The organism is Streptomyces fradiae (assembly GCF_041270065.1).
In the GTDB taxonomy this organism is placed as follows: Bacteria; Actinomycetota; Actinomycetes; order Streptomycetales; family Streptomycetaceae; genus Streptomyces.
On sequence record NZ_CP065958.1, the window covers coordinates 4,097,195 to 4,112,807 of the forward strand.

17 protein-coding genes and 1 tRNA gene are annotated in these 15,613 nt (G+C 70.1%); 11 read left to right on the forward strand and 7 right to left on the reverse strand.

The features are described from left to right. Positions 1-226: 226 nt before the first annotated feature. A tRNA-Arg gene (locus JAO84_RS18570) sits at positions 227-299 on the forward strand. An 82-nt stretch (positions 300-381) separates the two neighbouring features. Here the strand turns inward: JAO84_RS18570 and JAO84_RS18575 are convergent. From JAO84_RS18575 to JAO84_RS18590, 4 genes are all read right to left on the reverse strand, one after another. Further along, a complete protein-coding gene (locus tag JAO84_RS18575; protein ID WP_370413881.1) occupies positions 382-1,248 on the reverse strand; it encodes a GNAT family N-acetyltransferase in 867 nt (288 codons plus the stop codon). Positions 1,249-1,339: 91 nt separating this feature from the next. Further along, on the reverse strand, positions 1,340-1,504 hold the full coding sequence (locus tag JAO84_RS18580) for a hypothetical protein (RefSeq protein ID WP_370413882.1): 165 nt from the start codon (positions 1,502-1,504) through the stop codon (positions 1,340-1,342). Beyond that, positions 1,501-2,625 (reverse strand): radical SAM protein, encoded by a 1,125-nt coding sequence (locus JAO84_RS18585; protein WP_370413883.1) that lies wholly within the window; start codon positions 2,623-2,625, stop codon positions 1,501-1,503. Before JAO84_RS18585 ends, JAO84_RS18580 begins: the two co-directional genes overlap by 4 nt. A gap of 199 nt (positions 2,626-2,824) precedes the next feature. Beyond that, entirely contained in the window at positions 2,825-3,079 is a 255-nt protein-coding gene (locus tag JAO84_RS18590) for a hypothetical protein (RefSeq protein ID WP_370413884.1), read from the reverse strand. A 392-nt stretch (positions 3,080-3,471) separates the two neighbouring features. Here JAO84_RS18590 and JAO84_RS18595 point away from each other — a divergent pair, with 392 nt between their 5' ends. Beyond that, positions 3,472-4,818: a hypothetical protein gene (locus JAO84_RS18595; RefSeq protein WP_370413885.1), complete on the forward strand. Its 1,347-nt coding sequence runs from the start codon at positions 3,472-3,474 to the stop codon at positions 4,816-4,818. Here JAO84_RS18595 and JAO84_RS18600 read toward each other — a convergent pair. From JAO84_RS18600 to JAO84_RS18610, 3 genes are all read right to left on the reverse strand, one after another. Further along, complete coding sequence (locus JAO84_RS18600) at positions 4,796-5,329, reverse strand: NUDIX hydrolase (RefSeq protein WP_370413886.1); 534 nt, start codon at positions 5,327-5,329, stop codon at positions 4,796-4,798. The genes JAO84_RS18595 and JAO84_RS18600 overlap by 23 nt on opposite strands. Positions 5,330-5,953: 624 nt before the next feature. Beyond that, positions 5,954-6,910, reverse strand: a complete 957-nt coding sequence (locus tag JAO84_RS18605) for a hypothetical protein (protein ID WP_370413887.1) — start codon at positions 6,908-6,910, stop codon at positions 5,954-5,956. Between the two features lie 277 nt (positions 6,911-7,187). After that, positions 7,188-7,727 carry a hypothetical protein gene (locus JAO84_RS18610; RefSeq protein ID WP_370413888.1) on the reverse strand — a complete coding sequence of 180 codons (540 nt, stop codon included), beginning with the start codon at positions 7,725-7,727 and terminating at the stop codon, positions 7,188-7,190. Positions 7,728-8,007: 280 nt separating this feature from the next. Between JAO84_RS18610 and JAO84_RS18615 the strand changes: the two genes are divergently transcribed. The 9 genes from JAO84_RS18615 (at position 8,008) to JAO84_RS18655 (ending at position 15,541) form a co-directional block, all read left to right on the forward strand. Further along, a complete protein-coding gene (locus tag JAO84_RS18615) occupies positions 8,008-8,418 on the forward strand; it encodes a hypothetical protein (protein ID WP_370413889.1) in 411 nt (136 codons plus the stop codon). Positions 8,419-8,867: 449 nt separating this feature from the next. Then, positions 8,868-9,194, forward strand: a complete 327-nt coding sequence (locus JAO84_RS18620) for a GYD domain-containing protein (RefSeq protein WP_370413890.1) — start codon at positions 8,868-8,870, stop codon at positions 9,192-9,194. A gap of 57 nt (positions 9,195-9,251) precedes the next feature. Next, entirely contained in the window at positions 9,252-9,833 is a 582-nt protein-coding gene (locus tag JAO84_RS18625; protein ID WP_370413891.1) for a histone deacetylase, read from the forward strand. A gap of 187 nt (positions 9,834-10,020) precedes the next feature. Further along, positions 10,021-10,917 (forward strand): BRO family protein, encoded by an 897-nt coding sequence (locus JAO84_RS18630; protein WP_370413892.1) that lies wholly within the window; start codon positions 10,021-10,023, stop codon positions 10,915-10,917. A gap of 83 nt (positions 10,918-11,000) precedes the next feature. Continuing rightward, positions 11,001-11,891: a DUF2797 domain-containing protein gene (locus tag JAO84_RS18635; protein WP_370413893.1), complete on the forward strand. Its 891-nt coding sequence runs from the start codon at positions 11,001-11,003 to the stop codon at positions 11,889-11,891. A 91-nt stretch (positions 11,892-11,982) separates the two neighbouring features. Next, on the forward strand, positions 11,983-12,339 hold the full coding sequence (locus JAO84_RS18640) for an antibiotic biosynthesis monooxygenase (protein WP_370413894.1): 357 nt from the start codon (positions 11,983-11,985) through the stop codon (positions 12,337-12,339). Next, complete coding sequence (locus JAO84_RS18645; RefSeq protein WP_370413895.1) at positions 12,326-13,225, forward strand: amidohydrolase family protein; 900 nt, start codon at positions 12,326-12,328, stop codon at positions 13,223-13,225. Before JAO84_RS18640 ends, JAO84_RS18645 begins: the two co-directional genes overlap by 14 nt. Before the next feature lie 78 nt (positions 13,226-13,303). Further along, a complete protein-coding gene (locus JAO84_RS18650) occupies positions 13,304-14,041 on the forward strand; it encodes a response regulator transcription factor (protein WP_274709927.1) in 738 nt (245 codons plus the stop codon). 3 nt (positions 14,042-14,044) lie between these two features. Then, positions 14,045-15,541 (forward strand): sensor histidine kinase, encoded by a 1,497-nt coding sequence (locus JAO84_RS18655; protein WP_370413896.1) that lies wholly within the window; start codon positions 14,045-14,047, stop codon positions 15,539-15,541. The last annotated feature ends 72 nt before the right edge of the window (positions 15,542-15,613 follow it).

The window sequence follows — 15,613 nt, forward strand, 5'->3', positions numbered from 1 at the left end:
GCCGCGTCCGCATGTGACCCCGGTCTCTTCTGGCGCGATCCGGGGCCCCGGAGCGCGCCGGGACACCCGGCCCGGCCCCGCCCGGCAACCGTGATCGTTTGGCGTTTCCGCAGGTCACAAGGGGTGGACCCAATGGATTTCACATGACGGCGGCAGTCATGTAATGTTCTTCCTGTCGCCGCGAGCGGGCCGAAAGGCCGGGGAGCGAAGACGAAAAACAAAACAAGCACTCGTAGCTTAACGGATAGAGCATCTGACTACGGATCAGAAGGTTGCAGGTTCGAATCCTGCCGAGTGCACAGAGTCGAGGGGCCCGGACGAGAGTCCGGGCCTCTCGCGTTGCGTGGGCGTGCGGGGGCCGCGTACTGCGACCGTCCGGAGCTACGCGGACGTGGTGTGGGTGAAGCCGAGGGAGATCAGTCCCTCGGATTGGCACAGCCTGTCGGAGGGGCCGTCGACTTCGGTCTGGAGGAGCTGGTAGGCGGCGCCGTGGGACTGGCCCCAGTGCATCGCGGCCCGCCACAGGACGCGGCCGAGGCCCCGGCCCCGGGCCTCGGGCAGGACGGCGAAGTACTGGGGCATGAGCTGGCGTCGGCTGATGGCGTCGGGGCGTACGTCCATGGGGCCGATCGCACCCACGATGCGGTTCTCAACGGCAGCGGCGAGGACCGGGCCGCACCGGCCGGCCTGCATCTGTGTGTGGAGGAAGGCCAGGCCGTCGGCGGCCATGGCAGCGGCGAACGGGGCGAAGGTCTCTCGCACGGAGGTCGGCCAGTCGGTGACGGGACGGACCGGACCACTGAGGTTCGGGCAAGGCCCGGCAGTGAAATCCTTCAGCTGGATACGGGTTCCGCGTGGATGTGCGGTCTCGGGGCCGAGGGGGCGTACGACCCGGGCGCCCGCCACGTCGTGCACGGCCGCGAGCTTCGCGGCCAGTTCGGCCGCCTCGTCCACGACATCGCCGCCGTGCCCGAAAGCGAAGATCTTGACGGTGCCGCGACCGCGCCGAGTCAGGGTGGGGACGAGGGTGCGCTCGGGCTCGTGCACCACTTCCTCGCGGAGGACTCTCTCGTCCTTCTCGCCGCCCCAGCGCCGATCCTTGTCGTAGGGCAGGAAGTCCCCTGTGGTGGCCGCCCGGAGGGTGTCCTCGAAGAGGTCGGCGGTCAGCGCGTCGGGGTGGACGGGGCCGAGGGTCGGCACGATCGGTGCGGTCAGCACGGGCCGTAGCCAGTCCCAGCGGAAGAACATGGCGGCACTCTAACGGCGAGCCCGGCAGGGCTCAGGCCCCGACGCGAGCGTGCCGGGGCCTGAACGGAGTTGGAGGGTCGGGTCGGGTCGGTCAGTGGGGGTTGTCGTCGCCGGCGTCGCAAGAGCACTCGGCGCTCTCCACGATCACGTCGAGGTCGTGGACGGCGGTCACCGTGGAGGCGGCGACGGGCGGGGCCGCGCGACGCGCCGAGGTCGGCGGGCCGGGCAGAAGATCGACCAGTACGGGCGGGGTCATGATCCGTTCTCCTTGTCTCCGTGTTGGCAGTAGCTGTGCAGCGGCGCTTTCGCCTCCTGGTAGTGCTTGGCCAGGGGGCGGCAGACCCGGCAGGTGCCGGACAGGGCGCAGCCTCCGCACCCTCCGGTGCGAAGCATGAGGCGGTCGGCGATGGCGCCGAGCCGGGTGAGGCCGTCGATGCCCTCGGCCATCAGGTCGATCTGGTCGTCGCGGCCGACCTTGCAGATCGAGACCTTGGCGTGCGGGTCGGCGTGGAAGAAGGTGTGTCCGGCGTTGCAGCCGGCGAACGGCTTGCGCTGCCGCAGGTGGGCGGCGGATTGGGCGAGCAGCGGTTCACCGCCACCGGAGATCGTGGGCGTCATGTTCGTGTACGAGTGGTGCTCGAAGTTCCACTCCTCGGCGAGGGCGGCCATGGCGTCGGCCTCGGCGGCGTTGTCCTGGGTCACCACGACGTTGATCCGCAGCGGCAGACCCGCTTCACGCGCCGCGTCCACACCGCGCCGGAAACCCTTCCACGCCCCGCGGCGCTGGGTGAGCGTGTCGAAGGCGTCCTCACTGGCCCCGTACATGCTGACGACCAGCCGGTAGGGCGGGTGGTCCCGGAAGAGTTCGAGGAGATCCGGGTGCCATAGCCGGGAGCCGTTGGTGGAGATGGTGAGCATCATTCCGGCCTGCCAGGCGTACCGGTAGGCGTCGTGGAAGTCCGCGTCCAGGGTGGGCTCGCCACCGGTGATCTGGAGCCAGAGGACGCCGGCCTCGCGCATGATGTCGAGCAGCCGCACCTTGTCCTCCCAGCCGAGGCCGGAGAAGGGGCGCTCCGGGAGGTAGCAGTGCTTGCAGCCGAAGTTGCAGCCGAGATTGATCTCCCAGGAGGCACGGCAGTAGCCGTACGGGGAGGGTTCACGCACCAGCACCGTCCCCTGCGCCAGTCGGCCGCTCAGGTCGATGCCCCAGGTGTCGGCGGCGGTCTGCGCGGCCCACGTGGGAAGCGCGCTTCCGGCGGTGGTGGCCTGCCGCAGGGCCTCGTAGTGGGTGGCGGGGATGCGAGCGCCGGCTCTCGCCCCGGGCTTGAGGAGCAGGTGGCCGTCGAGGAACGGGGACGCGATCAGAGCGTGGACCATCGGTGGCCCTCCTTCCGGGGCATGGGGCGTGGCGCCGAGGGCGAGGAGTGACGGTCGGCACGGCAGTGGATCTCGCCGAGTCCGTTGCAGGTGCCGCAGGTCTTGCCCGACGAGTTGGCGCCGCTGCCCCCGCAGTCCCCACACCTCTCGTTGACGGGAGGGAGAGAGCGAGGGGGCAGGGCACTGCGTGGGCTCGTGATCAGCTGGTGCACGAGACCTCCTCCGGGGCGTCTTCCCAGGTGTGGTGCGTGGAGTGGCCTGCGAAAAGACAGCAGCCGTCGCGGTCGGGGCCTGGGGCGACCACTGAGCAGTCCGACAGCACGGCCAACTCCGCCTCGGCACTGCCACGCCAGCGGAGCCACAGCGCAGTCCCGTACTCGCCGACGTCGGTGAGGAGGCCGTAGTGGTCATCGCCGACGTGTACGGGCAGTTGGCACTGCACAGCCCGGTCCACGCACTCCGTGGCCGACCTCTGCCGCGCTTCCCGTGCCAGGTCCAGCGGCACCCGGCGCCAGTGAGTGCACCGCATCACGACACCAGCCGGAGGGAGTTCACGGCCTTGGCCTCCGCGCACCGGCGACAGGCACACGGCGGGAAGCGGCCGGGGTTGTCCGGGAGTATCGGGTCGTCGCTCACGCGTACCTCCGTGAGTGGCCCCCACGTCCGGCCGGAGTCGCGGGAGACCCGCAGTGTCATCCGAACTCTTTCCTGTCCGTTCGCCATGGCCAGGAGCATCGCGATCGGCGGGCTTGACCGGAAAGGCCAGGCGGATTACCCAACTTGGGTAACCTCACCCTCGGTTGATAATGAGCAGCGATCCGTAGTCCTCATGTCGGAGCGTGTCCCATGCCCGAGCCACCCCGTGCGAAGGAACTTCCGGTCGGCCTGCTCACGGACCCAGTGATGATCGAGGCATGCGGCGCCAGGGACTTCAGCCGCGTCTTTCAGCTGGTCAAGGCACGAGCGGGTATTTACCCGTCGATGATTGCTCGCCGCTGTGACCTCACCCCGAGCCGCGTGGGCGAAGTGATCGCCGGGCGACGGCAGCTTCTGCACATGGACGTGATCGAGCGGATCTCGGACGGACTGCACATCCCTGGCCACATGCTCGGGCTTGCCCGACGCCCCTGGGAGACGCCACCCAGCCTGACGGCCACGCCCCGAGAACCGGCCGAGGAACCAGCCCCGTCCGGAGGGCAGCCGGCCTCTGGACTGCCCGGAGCGGACGTGGACAGCATCCTCGCCCTCGCGGCCGAGCGGGACCTCAGCCCGTCGACGCTGAACGCGCTGCACTCGTCGATCGCGGACTACTGGCGCCGGGACGACGAGCACGGTGGCGAGACCTTACGGCCGGCGGTCGTCGGACAGCTCCGCTACGTCGTCGATCTCCTCAAGGAGCAGCGGCCAGCCCCTCTGCGGGACGGATTGCACAGCATCGCGGCGGAGCTGGCCCGGCTCACCGGATGGACCTATTTCGATGCCCGCCAGTACAACCAGGCACGCGCCTACTTCACCGAATCCCTCGGCCTGGCCAAGGCCATCGACGACCGCCGGTTCATGGCCAACGTCCTTGCCTGTATGAGTCTCCAGGCCACTTACCAGGACAAGCCCGGAGACGCCCTCGCACTCGTCACAGCCGCCCAGGACCAGGCCCGAGCAGCGGCGGCCACCACACCGCGTGTACTGGCCATGCTCGCCATGCGCGAAGCCTTCGCCCATGCCACCCTCGGGAACCACGGCGCGACCCACACCGCGATCTCGGAAGCGCACACCCACTTCGGACGGATCAGCACCGGGGATCCGGACCCGGCTTGGGTCGCCTATTTCGACGAGCCGAAGCTGATCGCGGACACCGGCATCGCGCACGGCCGCCTGGGCGAAACGGCCCTCGCCGAACCCCTCATCGCGGATGCCCTCCGCCGTGAACACGCATCGAACCACCGGGGCCGCGCCTTCCACGCCTTCTGGCTCGCCCGAACCCAGCTCCAGCGCGGAAAGCTGGACGAGGCGTGCCACACGGCCATGGACGCCCTGGCACCGGCGGCGGCCGTCAGCTCTCAACGAGTCGCCGGCCACCTGAGGGAGTTCTACGAAGAGCTGGAGCCCTTCCGCCGGGAACCGGCCGCGGTGGCCTTCGAGTCCCGGCTCCGCGAAGTGCTGCCCCGTCAGGTCAGCGGATCGCCTCGTCCATGAGCAGGTAGAGCAGCCCGACGAGTGAGCCGCTGCTGACGATCTCGCGGCGGTCGATCATGCCCCGTACGTCGGCCAGAGGAATCCACTCGATCCGGTCCGACTCGTTCTTTTCGGTCGGCGGCCCCTCATACGTCGCCCCGTCGGCCCGGAAGACGTGGTGCTGGGAGTCGGTGATGCCGTTGGCCGGCTCGGCGTAGATCAGCGGCTTGACCGGACCGGGCCGCCAGCCGGTCTCCTCCAGCACCTCACGGGCCGCGGCCTCGGCCGGCGTCTCGTCCTCCTCGATCAGGCCCATGGGCAGCTCCCACGCCCACGCATCCGTGATGAAGCGATGCCGCCACATCATCAGAACCTCACGCCGCTCGTTGACGACGGCGGCCACGGCCAGGTGCCGGAGCTTGACGACGTGGTGCTCCCACCGGTTCCCGTCCGGCGTCTCGACGTCGGTGAGCCACAGGTTCACCCAGCTGTTCTCGTAGATCGGACGTTCCCCGTGGATCTTCCACTGCATCGCTGCGGCCCCTCTCGATCGACCTCCAGCATCGCAGAGAGGGGGCAAGCCAGGGCTAGGTCCAGCCAGGATTTGCGTCAGCCTGACGAATACAGGCGGGCTTGCCGCTGCGCTGAGAGCGCGCCCTCTTCCCGCGCGAGCTCGCACAGTCCGCGGAGTGTGTCGGCCTGGCAGCCTCAAACGGGGCCTGGCCGGCCCGCACCTCGGCGAATGCATCCTCTGGGCCCCAGACCCGAGCTGACGCCCGAGAAGGTCGTCGACAGGGCCATGACCCGCAAGCCGATCGCCCTCTGAGGCCAGCGGTAAGACTCTCTCTACCTCATCAAGGCACCCGCCGCGCCCAGCGCGGCGCGCGCGGCCCGTCGTCCGGGCCGCCGCTCCTGTCTCCGCCCTGCTCCGCCCCGGCCGCCGGCCGCACGCTTGGCAGCTCGGGTTGATAGGGGGTGATCCCGCGATGTGGCTGAGGCCGTAAGCGAGTTCAACTCAAGACGATGCCTCCGGCGGGGGTGCTCCGGCTCCGGGACGGAGGGGGCCCGCGGGCGAGTGCCGGCCGGTGGGGTGTGGCGGTGGGATTTCGGGAGTGTGGTGGGTGCAGCAATGTTTGAGGGCGCTGGCAGGCGACCTTTATCTGCTTCCTTGGTGCTCCAGTCGCGCCACCAGGCCCGGGCGCGGAATAGTTCGATAAACTGCGAACGGAATTAAAGAGAAGCCTGGATGTTGCGGCAGATCGATGAATCCAGCCCTCCCGAGACTGCACATTTGGGAATTCATGGCGCCGGAGAATGCTCCTCGGTCGATTCTGCTATCACCAGTGACGAAATTTTGATCCGGAAGCTCGGTCTCCTCTGTTCCGTAGCTACCGATGCTGCCGACTAGAGTCCATTCCTGAGGCTCTGCACCGTATCGAGCGAGGAGGATGTCGGCCTCGCTATCGAGGTACTGCCGCCCCTCCTGCAGTCGTGCGCTGATGAGTACGCCGGACGCAGGGTGGAGGTTGATGTGGAGCCCGGGGCTAAATACCCCCCTGGCGATTCGCACAAACGACCGAAGGGTGGCGCCGTCGATTCCTTCTACGGCCGGAAAGTCGGGGATCTTATCTTCCAGCTCGTCCGCCTTCGCTGGCTCGCTTGCCTTCTGGGGGCGTTGCCGCTGATTGGGTCCCTGCTTGCCTTTCCGGGGCTCGGCGGCACCCACGTCATTCGACAGCCCTAGATCGTGCAGCGCCGCGCTTACGTAGGCGAAGGCGGAGAAGGCTGTTGCGACGTAGCGTGTGTCAAAGAGCGATCCCATCCCGGTTACCCTGATGAGAGAGCCCGGAGGAAACCTTGACTTGAGCTCGCCTGAATCCCATTGTTCCCTGTTGGAAACCTCAAGCGAAACATCGTGCAGCAATCCTTCTGTTTCGAGGGCATCCTCCAATGTGGGGAATAGGGCGTCGCCAAGTGACTTGTTGGTGTATGCCTCCGTCCAAGATCCCTGATAGTGCTGAGCTGCCACGCGAGGGCCAACGGTGGTCCTCTTTTCAGAGCGCTCCGTCTGCCGGAACTCTTCGGGGACTCCTCCGTCCAGTTGCGCCAGCATTGCGCGAACCTTGTCTGTGTCTACATACAGAAATTCCCGAAGAATCACAGAGTCCTCCCTGAGACGGATAGGCCTCACTCTAGAGCGTGAGACGTCCGCGGTTCGTGGGTTTTGCAAGATCTGCTTGCTTGGTTTCCCCGGCGGTTCGGCATGGCTCGAACGCAGTCAAGGTGTGGTGCGCTCACAGGGAAGGGGGCCTGGTGCCGACGACTTCCCACGATGGGGCGCCCTGGATGAGAGAGCGGACGCCACAAGCAGGACATGGCCACGACGTGACTCAGATTCCTGTCGGCAGGATCCCCGCGTAGACATGGCGTAGATGGGCTGCGATTACTTCCCGGACTGCCTGCAGCTCGCGCCCGATGCTGTCGGCCTGCTTTAGCATCTCCGCTAGATCGAAGGTCTCATAGTGACGATGGAACGACTCGATGTTGGATATGGCATCGCGAACGTAGCCCCTCACCTCGTCGTCCAGTGCGAGGCCGACTAGCATTCGAACACTCAGCTCAGATTTCTCGGCGACCGGTCCCGCATCCTCAAGTTCCCCGGTCAACCTGTGGTCCAGATCAGGATTGGACTCAGACTCGCTTACTGAATGGAGGTCTCCCCCACGTAGAGTCTGCCTTTCGCCTCGTATATGAGCGATCAGGATCCATTTATCATGCAACTCTGACACCGCGCTGTGCAGTTCGAGTAAGTGCGTCGCCTCAAACTCGACTCGCCGGTCACGAAGGCTGCCCGATCGTGTCACTGCCCGCGCGATGCGTTCCCTCTTCAGGGTGTGACGATGATTGAGGAACGTGGTTCCGAGTGTCACCCCGATTCCCAGCAGGAACGACCCGACTGTCCAAGCAACTCCCCAACCCCCAGAAGGCATGGTGCAACCGTGATACACGTCGGCTTGGCTGCGCAAGTGTGCCCCGCCTTGGGGGCGCTGAGCGCTGCGCTAATGCCTTGACGGGGACGCGCCAGGTCACAGGCAGGATTCAAGCATGAAACCCCGGGGATGGCCCGGGGCTTCACTGTCGCTGGAGGGATGAGACCGCTAACCGAACGCAGCCACCTGCAGCTGCGGACCCTCATCAGAGTCGTCACGAGTGGAGAGGCCCGACGTCGGGAGGCGGTGCCCGCGGCTTACGGCTACGCGGAGTGCGTCCCTCAAGGCGGTTGTGAGGTCTTGCGTCAGGAGGCGGAGCTCCTCCGTCTCGATCTCCTCGTCGGCGAGGGTCTCCATGGCGTGTTCGGGGCACCAGCTGCACGACCTGCTCGCGAAGTTCGAGGGGTACGTCGCTGCGCCGGTCGGCTGGGATCTGGAATCGCTGCTGGACCCCGTTGAACTCAAGGCTGAGCGGTCGGAGGAACTGACCGACGGCAGTCTCCACGGGCTCGTACTCTGCGAGAGATTCCACGGCGAGCTGGGCCTCGGCGACGAGTACATCGCGTTCCGGCCCGGATACCGCTGGATGCCGTATAGAGGCGAGAAGCCAAGTAGCCTGACAGTCGACTAGCGATCGGTAGGCCCCAACAGGGCGCGGCACTCAGCCGCAGGTAGGGGTTATCCCCTCCCGTCCCTCGGGGCTGTCAGTGGGGGCTCTTACCGTGTCCATGGGTGGGGCCGGTACCGAGGCGTCCAGCACTGGAGAATCAACGGCAGACCTCCCGGTCTGCGCGGGGGTGGTTACGGCCTAACCGGCGTCCGGGAAACAAGGGCCCGAGAGCAGCCTGCCAGCCCGGCTCCACCCGCGCGGGACTAAGGATCAGAAGGTTGCAGGTTCGAATCCTGCCGAGTGCACAGAGTCGAGAGGCCCGGACGAGAGTCCGGGCCTCTTGCGTTGCGTGGGTGTGCGGGGGTGGCCATGTCGGTCGTCCTCCCCGGCCGTCCGGGGGACACGTGTGCGTCCTGGCGAGCGTTTCCCGTCCCGTGGGGCACCCCTTGACGGGACGAAAGGGAGACGCGATGCCGCTCTATCTATCGAGGTTCAGCTACACGCCGGAGACCTGGGCGAGGCTCATCGGCCAGCCCGAGAACCGTGCGCAGGCCGCTCAGGCGTACATCGAGTCGGTCGGCGGCAGGCTCCACGGCTTCTGGTACGCGTTCGGCACCCGCGACGGCTACAACCTGTGGGAGGCCCCCGACAACGTCTCGATGGCCGCGGTCGCCCTGGCGATCAGCGGCGGCGGCGCGCTCAGTTCGTTCGAGACGACCGTTCTCCTGACCATCGACGAGACTCTGGACGCCCTGCGCAAAGCCGGACAGGTCCAGTACCGGGCTCCCGGCACGTGACGGTCCGGGCCACCCGGCGGGGCCGGCGCCGCCGGCCCCGCCGGTAGCGTCCGGGGCATGGACGTCTGGTACGCCGCATACGGGTCCAACATGCATCTCGAACGGCTGGGGCGGTATCTCGCCGGGTGCCGGGATCGGACGCCGCCGCGGGAGTCGCGGGCGGTCGAGTTGGGGGGAGTGCTGTATTTCGCCACCGAGTCGGCCGTGTGGGGCGGGGGGCGGGGTTTCTACGATCCGGACGGGGAGGGGCGCACGCTCGGGCGGGCGCATCTCATCAGTGGCGGGCAGTTCTCGGACATCGCCGCGCTGGAGATGTACCGGGAGCCCGGCCTTGGCACCGGGCTCGATCTGGATGAGGCCGTCGCGCGCGGGCGGCTCGCGTTCGGGCCCGGGCGGTACGAGACGGTGGTGTGCGCCGGTGAGGTCGACGGGGTGCCGCTGCTCACGTTCACCGCGCCCTGGGCCGTCGCCGATGTCGAGCTGCGGGCGCCCTCGGAGCCGTATCTGCGCCATCTCGCCGCCGGACTGCGGGAGTCGGGGGCCTGGAGCGATCAGGAGATCGCCCGCTACCTGGCCGGCAGCCCCGGTGCCGCCGGGACCTGGACCGAGGCGGATGTCCTGAGCCTCTTCCCGTCCTGAGCCTCGTCCCGGAGGACTCCTGAAATCGGCAACCCCGGCGCAGGCGGCCCGACTACCCCGAATCACCCCACCCACACCCACATCACCCCCGAACCGGGCTTTTCCCACACCTTCGGGTGAACCGGACTGATTTCCATGTCAGTTGAATATGCCCTCGGCTTAGCGTGCAGGTGGAGGTGACGCCAAGATGACCGCCATCGACGCCATCGACATCGACGACTTCGTGCACGCCGCCACGGGGGCGCGGCTGCGCAGGCTCACGCTGCCGGACGGCACGCACTGGTTTCCGGCCGTGGACGCGGCACGCCAACTCGGGTTCGGGAGCGCGCGGCAGGCGCTGCGCGCGTATGTCGGGGACGGGTTGCACGCGACGGTCGACGAGCTGCCGATCGAGCTGGCGGGCAACCGCGGCCTGCGCAACGGGCTGCGGAAGTCCACGCGGATGGTGTGTCTGGAAGGGCTCGTGCAGCTGGTGAACGCCTCCCGGCGGGCGGCCGCCGGGCCGTTCCGGGCCTGGGTCGCCGACCTGGTCGTCGGGGTGCAGCGGGACGGGTCGTACGGGCTCGACCCCGCCCCCGCGGCCGCCGGGTTCGTCCTTCCGCAGCCGCTCCTCGACGTGCTCGTCCGCCTTGAGGAGGCCGCCCTGCGGCCCGAGGCCGAGTGGGGCGAGCTGCTGCGCGAGGCCGGGCAGGACCTGCACCGGCTCGCCGAGTCCCTGGACCGGCTCTCCCTCCCCGTCCAGCGCACCGGCCCGGACCCCGCCGCCGGGTCCGCCGCCGCCGGGTCCGCCGCCGGGCCCGGCACGGAGACGACGGTCCCCGTCGCCCGCACCCCGCAGGAGCTGCTCGACTCCTGGTCCGCGCGGAACGCCGTCGTCGGCGCCGACGTGCACGCCGTCGCCGCCTACCTCGCGCCCGCCCTCGTCCGCGGCGGGGTCCGTTACCGCCTGGAGGAGGTGGCCCGCCGTACCGGACTCACCGCCGAGCGGGTCCGCGACTGCGTCCGCACCCTCGTCGAGCGCGGCTGCATGCGACACGCCGGCGGCGCGGGCTCGGACGGCGGACTCCTCTACGCCCTCCCCTGACCAGACCCCACGGGACCCGACCCGTATGACCAGACCCGACCCGTACATCGGTGAGTGTCAGTGGGGGGTACGACACTGGGGGCATGGTGTGGCGAAGCAGCGGCGTCTCCTGGCAGGGCGGCGCGCCCCGGCTCCGCTGGGCGGGGGCCGGCGGGCGCGTCAGCCCGCTGCCGTACGGGCGGGAGCTCGGCTTCCGGGCCGCCGGCGGCGAGCGGCGCTGCTCCGGCGCGCGCGGCAACCCCTGCCCCCTGGCCGCCGCCGTGCCCGGGCGCAGCACGGGCGGGCGGTGCGCGGAGTGCGCGCGCCTGGACCGGGCGCACTCGGTGGCCGCCGACACGATCGCCGACGACCCGCGGCCGTACCGCGTGTACCTCGCCTGGTTCGGGCCCGGGATGGTGAAGGTCGGCATCACGGGCGAGGAGCGCGGCTCCGCCCGCCTGCTCGAACAGGGCGCGATCGCGTTCGCCTGGCTCGGCCGCGGCCCGCTGATGGCCGCCCGCCGGACCGAGGAGGTGCTGCGGCACGCGCTCGCGGTCCCCGACCGCATCCCGTACGCCCGCAAGCGCGCCGTACGGTACGCGCTGCCGCCCGCCGAGGAGCGCGCCCGCGAGCTCACCGAGCTGTACGGGCAGGCCGCCGGCGTGCCCGCCTGGGCCGAGACCCTCCAGGCGCTGCCCTGCCAGGTGCAGGACCATGCCCAGGTCTTCGCCCTCGACGCCCTCGAGGACTCACCACCCGGCCGCGTCGTCACCGAGCTCGTCGCCGACGGGGTCGTCGCCGGCCGGCTCGTGGCCGCCGCCGGGCCCGATCTGCACCTCCTCGACGCCGACGCCCGGCCCCTGGTCCTCGACACCCGGCTGCTCACCGGCTGGGAGCTGGCCGCCGCGCCCGCCGGGCACCCGGTGACCGTACCCACCACCGCGGCACCCGCCCCGACCTGCGAGGACGCCGCCGCCCAGGCCCCCCTCTTCTGACCGGCGGCCGCAAGCTCTGAACCGTAAAGTCTTGGATCCCTTCGGGCGTGATCCATGGACAGTCCGGGCCGCGCCCCCGCAGGGTGATCACATGACCCAGAGCCTGGTGGCGGGCCTCGAACCGCCCTACTACACCGCTGTCTTCACCTCCCTCCGCTCCGACGACTTCACCGAGGTCGAGGGCTCCGCCGAGGCGTACGCCGCGACCAACGCGCGCATGCACGAGCTCGTCCAGGACGTGCCCGGCTTCCTCGGCTACGAGTCCGCCCGCACCCCCGGCGGCCTCGGCATCACCGTCGCCTACTTCCGCGACCTGGAAGGCCTCGCCGCCTGGCGGCGAGAGCCCGAGCACGCCGAGGCGCAGCGGCGCGGGCGCGAGGAGTGGTACTCCGCCTACAGCCTGCACATCGGGAAGGTCGAGCGGAGCCACGCCTTTGTCCGCCCCTGACGCGGAGGCGGTACGCGTACGGGCCTGGGCCGGGCGCCTCGGGCTGCCCGGGCTCGTCGACGTCCACACCCACTTCATGCCGCGCAACGTCCTCGACAAGGTGTGGGCCTACTTCGACTCCGCCGGGCCGCTCACCGGCCGCCCCTGGCCCATCACGTACCGGGAGGAGGAGCAGCGGCGGGTCGAGCTCCTGCGGGAGTTCGGCGTCCGGGCCTTCACCTCGATGCTCTACCCGCACAAGCCCGGCATGGCCGGCTGGCTCAACGACTGGGCCGCCGACTTCGCCGCCCGCGTCCCCGACTGCCTGCACACCGCGACCTTCTTCCCCGAGCCCGGCGCCGCCGACGACGTCCGGCGCGCCCTCGACCGGGGCGCCCGGGTCTTCAAGGCGCACGTCCAGGTCGGTGCCTACGACCCCAACGACCCGCTGCTCGACGCCGTGTGGGGCACGCTGGAGGAGGCCGGCACCCCGGTGGTGATCCACTGCGGCTCCGGGCCGGCCCCGGGGCCGTACACCGGTCCCGGCCCGATCGGGCGGCTGCTCGCCCGCCATCCGCGGCTGCGGCTGATCATCGCGCACATGGGCATGCCGGAGTACGGCGACTTCCTCGACCTCGCCGAGCGGTACGAGCACGTCCACCTCGACACCACCATGGCCTTCACCGACTTCAGCGAGGGCCTCGCGCCCTTCCCGGCGACGGCGGCGGAGCTCAAGCGGCTTGACGGGCTGCGCGAGCGGATCCTGCTCGGGACCGACTTCCCCAACATCCCCTATCCGTACGGGCACCAGCTCGACGCCCTCGAACGGCTCGGGCTCGGCGACGACTGGCTCCGGGCCGTCTGCCACGACAACGGCGCCCGGCTGTTCGGCCTCCCGCCCGGGTAACCGCCGCCCCCGCCCTTTCTCAGGGAATTCACAGACAAGGGAAAGGCTGGTCTCACCCGGACCCGGTTCCGTGGTCCCATGACTGCGACCACCCCCCGTTCGCGTACCGAACTGCTGCGGCCCGACGGCACCGCCGTCCGCGTCCTCGTCGTCGACGACGAGGCCTCGCTCGCCGAGCTGCTCTCCATGGCCCTGCGCTACGAGGGCTGGCAGGTGCACAGCGCGGGCGACGGGGCCGGCGCGCTGAAGCGGGCCCGGGAGTTCCGGCCCGATGTCGTCGTGCTCGACATGATGCTGCCCGACATGGACGGCCTGGCCGTCCTCGGGCGGCTGCGGCGCGAGCTGCCCGAGGTGCCGGTGCTCTTCCTGACCGCGAAGGACGCGGTCGAGGACCGGATCGCCGGGCTCACGGCGGGCGGCGACGACTACGTCACGAAGCCGTTCAGCCTGGAGGAGGTCGTGGCCCGGCTCCGCGGCCTCATCCGGCGTTCCGGCGCCGCCGCGGCGCGCGCCGAGTCGCTGCTCACGGTCGGCGACCTCACCCTCGACGAGGACAGCCACGAGGTCACCCGCGGCGGCGACTCGATCCACCTCACCGCGACCGAGTTCGAGCTGCTGCGCTTCCTGATGCGCAACCCGCGCCGGGTGCTCAGCAAGGCGCAGATCCTGGACCGCGTGTGGTCGTACGACTTCGGCGGGCAGGCGAACGTCGTCGAGCTCTACATCTCCTACCTGCGGCGGAAGATCGACGCCGGGCGCAGCCCGATGATCCACACCCGGCGCGGGGCGGGATATCTGATCAAGCCCGGGGAATGAGCGGTGCCTGCCCGCCGTAGGACGTGGTCGCGGCCGTGGTCCCTCCGTACCCGGCTCGTGGTCTCCGCCGTCGCCCTGATCGCCGTCGTCTGCGCGGTGATCGGGACGGTGACGACGATCGCGTTCCGGTCCTATCTGTACGACCAGGCGGACACCCGTCTGCAGGAGGTCGCCAACCGGGCCGCCGGGCCGCCGCCGAGCTTCGCCGGGCCGTCCCCGGGCGGCTTCGACACGCCCCTCGGCTTCGTCATCGGGCCGGGTGCCCCGCTGGGGACCGTCGGCGCCCGGGTGGTGGACGGCGAGCTCACGTCGGCGGACCGCTCCGTGCCGCCGGAGGACGGGGTGTACGGGCCGAGCTATCGGTCGATCAGGCTCGACGACGCCCAGAGCGCCGCCCTCGCGGCCGTCCCCCGCGACGGCGACCCGCACACCGTGTCCCTGCCGGGCGGCCTCGGCGACTACCGGGCGCAGTACGCCACCGGCAAGAACGGCGACTTCCTCATCGGGATACCGCTCGCCGAGCTCCAGGACTCCCTCTCCACCCTGGTCGTCGTCGAGTTGAGCGTGACGGCCGCCGGCCTGCTCGCCGCCTCGCTCGCCGGGACGGTGCTCGTACGGGTGGCCCTGACGCCGCTTCGCCGGGTCGCCGTGACCGCCGCGCAGGTGTCCCGACTGCCCCTGCACAGCGGCGAGGTGGCGCTCGACCACCGGGTGCCGGAGGCGCAGGCCGATCCGCGTACGGAGGTGGGACAGGTCGGCGCGGCGATCAACCGGATGCTGGACCACGTCCATTCGGCGCTCGACGCGCGGCAGCGCAGCGAGACCCGGGTGCGGCAGTTCGTCGCGGACGCCAGCCATGAGCTGCGCACGCCGCTCGCCTCGATCCGGGGGTACGCGGAGCTGACCCGGCGCGGCCGGGAGGAGTGCGGGCCCGACACCCGGCACGCCCTCGGGCGGATCGAGTCCGAGGCGACCCGGATGACGGGCCTGGTGGAGGACCTGCTGCTGCTCGCGCGGCTCGACACCGGACGCCCGCTCTCGTACGAGAGCACCGATCTCTCCCTCCTCGTCCTGGACGCGGTCTCCGACGCCCGCGCGGCCGGGCCCGAGCACCGCTGGCGCCTCGAACTCCCCGAGGGCGACGGCGCGGTGAAGACGGACGCCGACCCGGCTCGTCTGCACCAGGTGCTCGTGAACCTCCTGGCCAACGCCCGTACCCACACCCCGCCCGGTACGACCGTGACGGCACGTCTGTACGAACAAGGCGCCCACGCGGTCATCGAGGTCGAGGACGACGGGCCGGGGATCCCCGCCGACCTCCTGCCGTCCGTCTTCGAGCGCTTCGCGCGCGGCGACGTCTCCCGGGCGCGCAGCACCGGCAGTACGGGCCTCGGCCTGGCCATCGTCCGGGCGGTCACCCTCGCCCACGGCGGCGAGGTGACCGTCGACAGCGCGCCCGGCCGCACCCTGTTCTCGGTGTCGATCCCCGACCGGCGTTGACCTCGCAGCCCTGACTCACAGCCCCGCCACAGCCTCACCACACCGCCGTGACAGCGCGCCCGGCGAGCGTCT

Excerpts from the sequence above, each read along its gene's own strand:
- JAO84_RS18650 (WP_274709927.1), top strand. The coding sequence starts at position 13,304 with ATGACTGCGACCACCCCCCGTTCGCGTACCGAACTGCTGCGGCCCGAC.
- JAO84_RS18600 (WP_370413886.1), bottom strand. The coding sequence starts at position 5,329 with ATGCAGTGGAAGATCCACGGGGAACGTCCGATCTACGAGAACAGCTGG.
- JAO84_RS18605 (WP_370413887.1), bottom strand. The coding sequence starts at position 6,910 with ATGCTGGCGCAACTGGACGGAGGAGTCCCCGAAGAGTTCCGGCAGACG.
- JAO84_RS18630 (WP_370413892.1), top strand. The coding sequence starts at position 10,021 with ATGACCGCCATCGACGCCATCGACATCGACGACTTCGTGCACGCCGCC.
- JAO84_RS18625 (WP_370413891.1), top strand. The coding sequence starts at position 9,252 with ATGGACGTCTGGTACGCCGCATACGGGTCCAACATGCATCTCGAACGG.
- JAO84_RS18585 (WP_370413883.1), bottom strand. The coding sequence starts at position 2,625 with ATGGTCCACGCTCTGATCGCGTCCCCGTTCCTCGACGGCCACCTGCTC.
- JAO84_RS18580 (WP_370413882.1), bottom strand. The coding sequence starts at position 1,504 with ATGACCCCGCCCGTACTGGTCGATCTTCTGCCCGGCCCGCCGACCTCG.
- JAO84_RS18595 (WP_370413885.1), top strand. The coding sequence starts at position 3,472 with ATGCCCGAGCCACCCCGTGCGAAGGAACTTCCGGTCGGCCTGCTCACG.
- JAO84_RS18640 (WP_370413894.1), top strand. The coding sequence starts at position 11,983 with ATGACCCAGAGCCTGGTGGCGGGCCTCGAACCGCCCTACTACACCGCT.
- JAO84_RS18620 (WP_370413890.1), top strand. The coding sequence starts at position 8,868 with ATGCCGCTCTATCTATCGAGGTTCAGCTACACGCCGGAGACCTGGGCG.
- JAO84_RS18635 (WP_370413893.1), top strand. The coding sequence starts at position 11,001 with ATGGTGTGGCGAAGCAGCGGCGTCTCCTGGCAGGGCGGCGCGCCCCGG.
- JAO84_RS18575 (WP_370413881.1), bottom strand. The coding sequence starts at position 1,248 with ATGTTCTTCCGCTGGGACTGGCTACGGCCCGTGCTGACCGCACCGATC.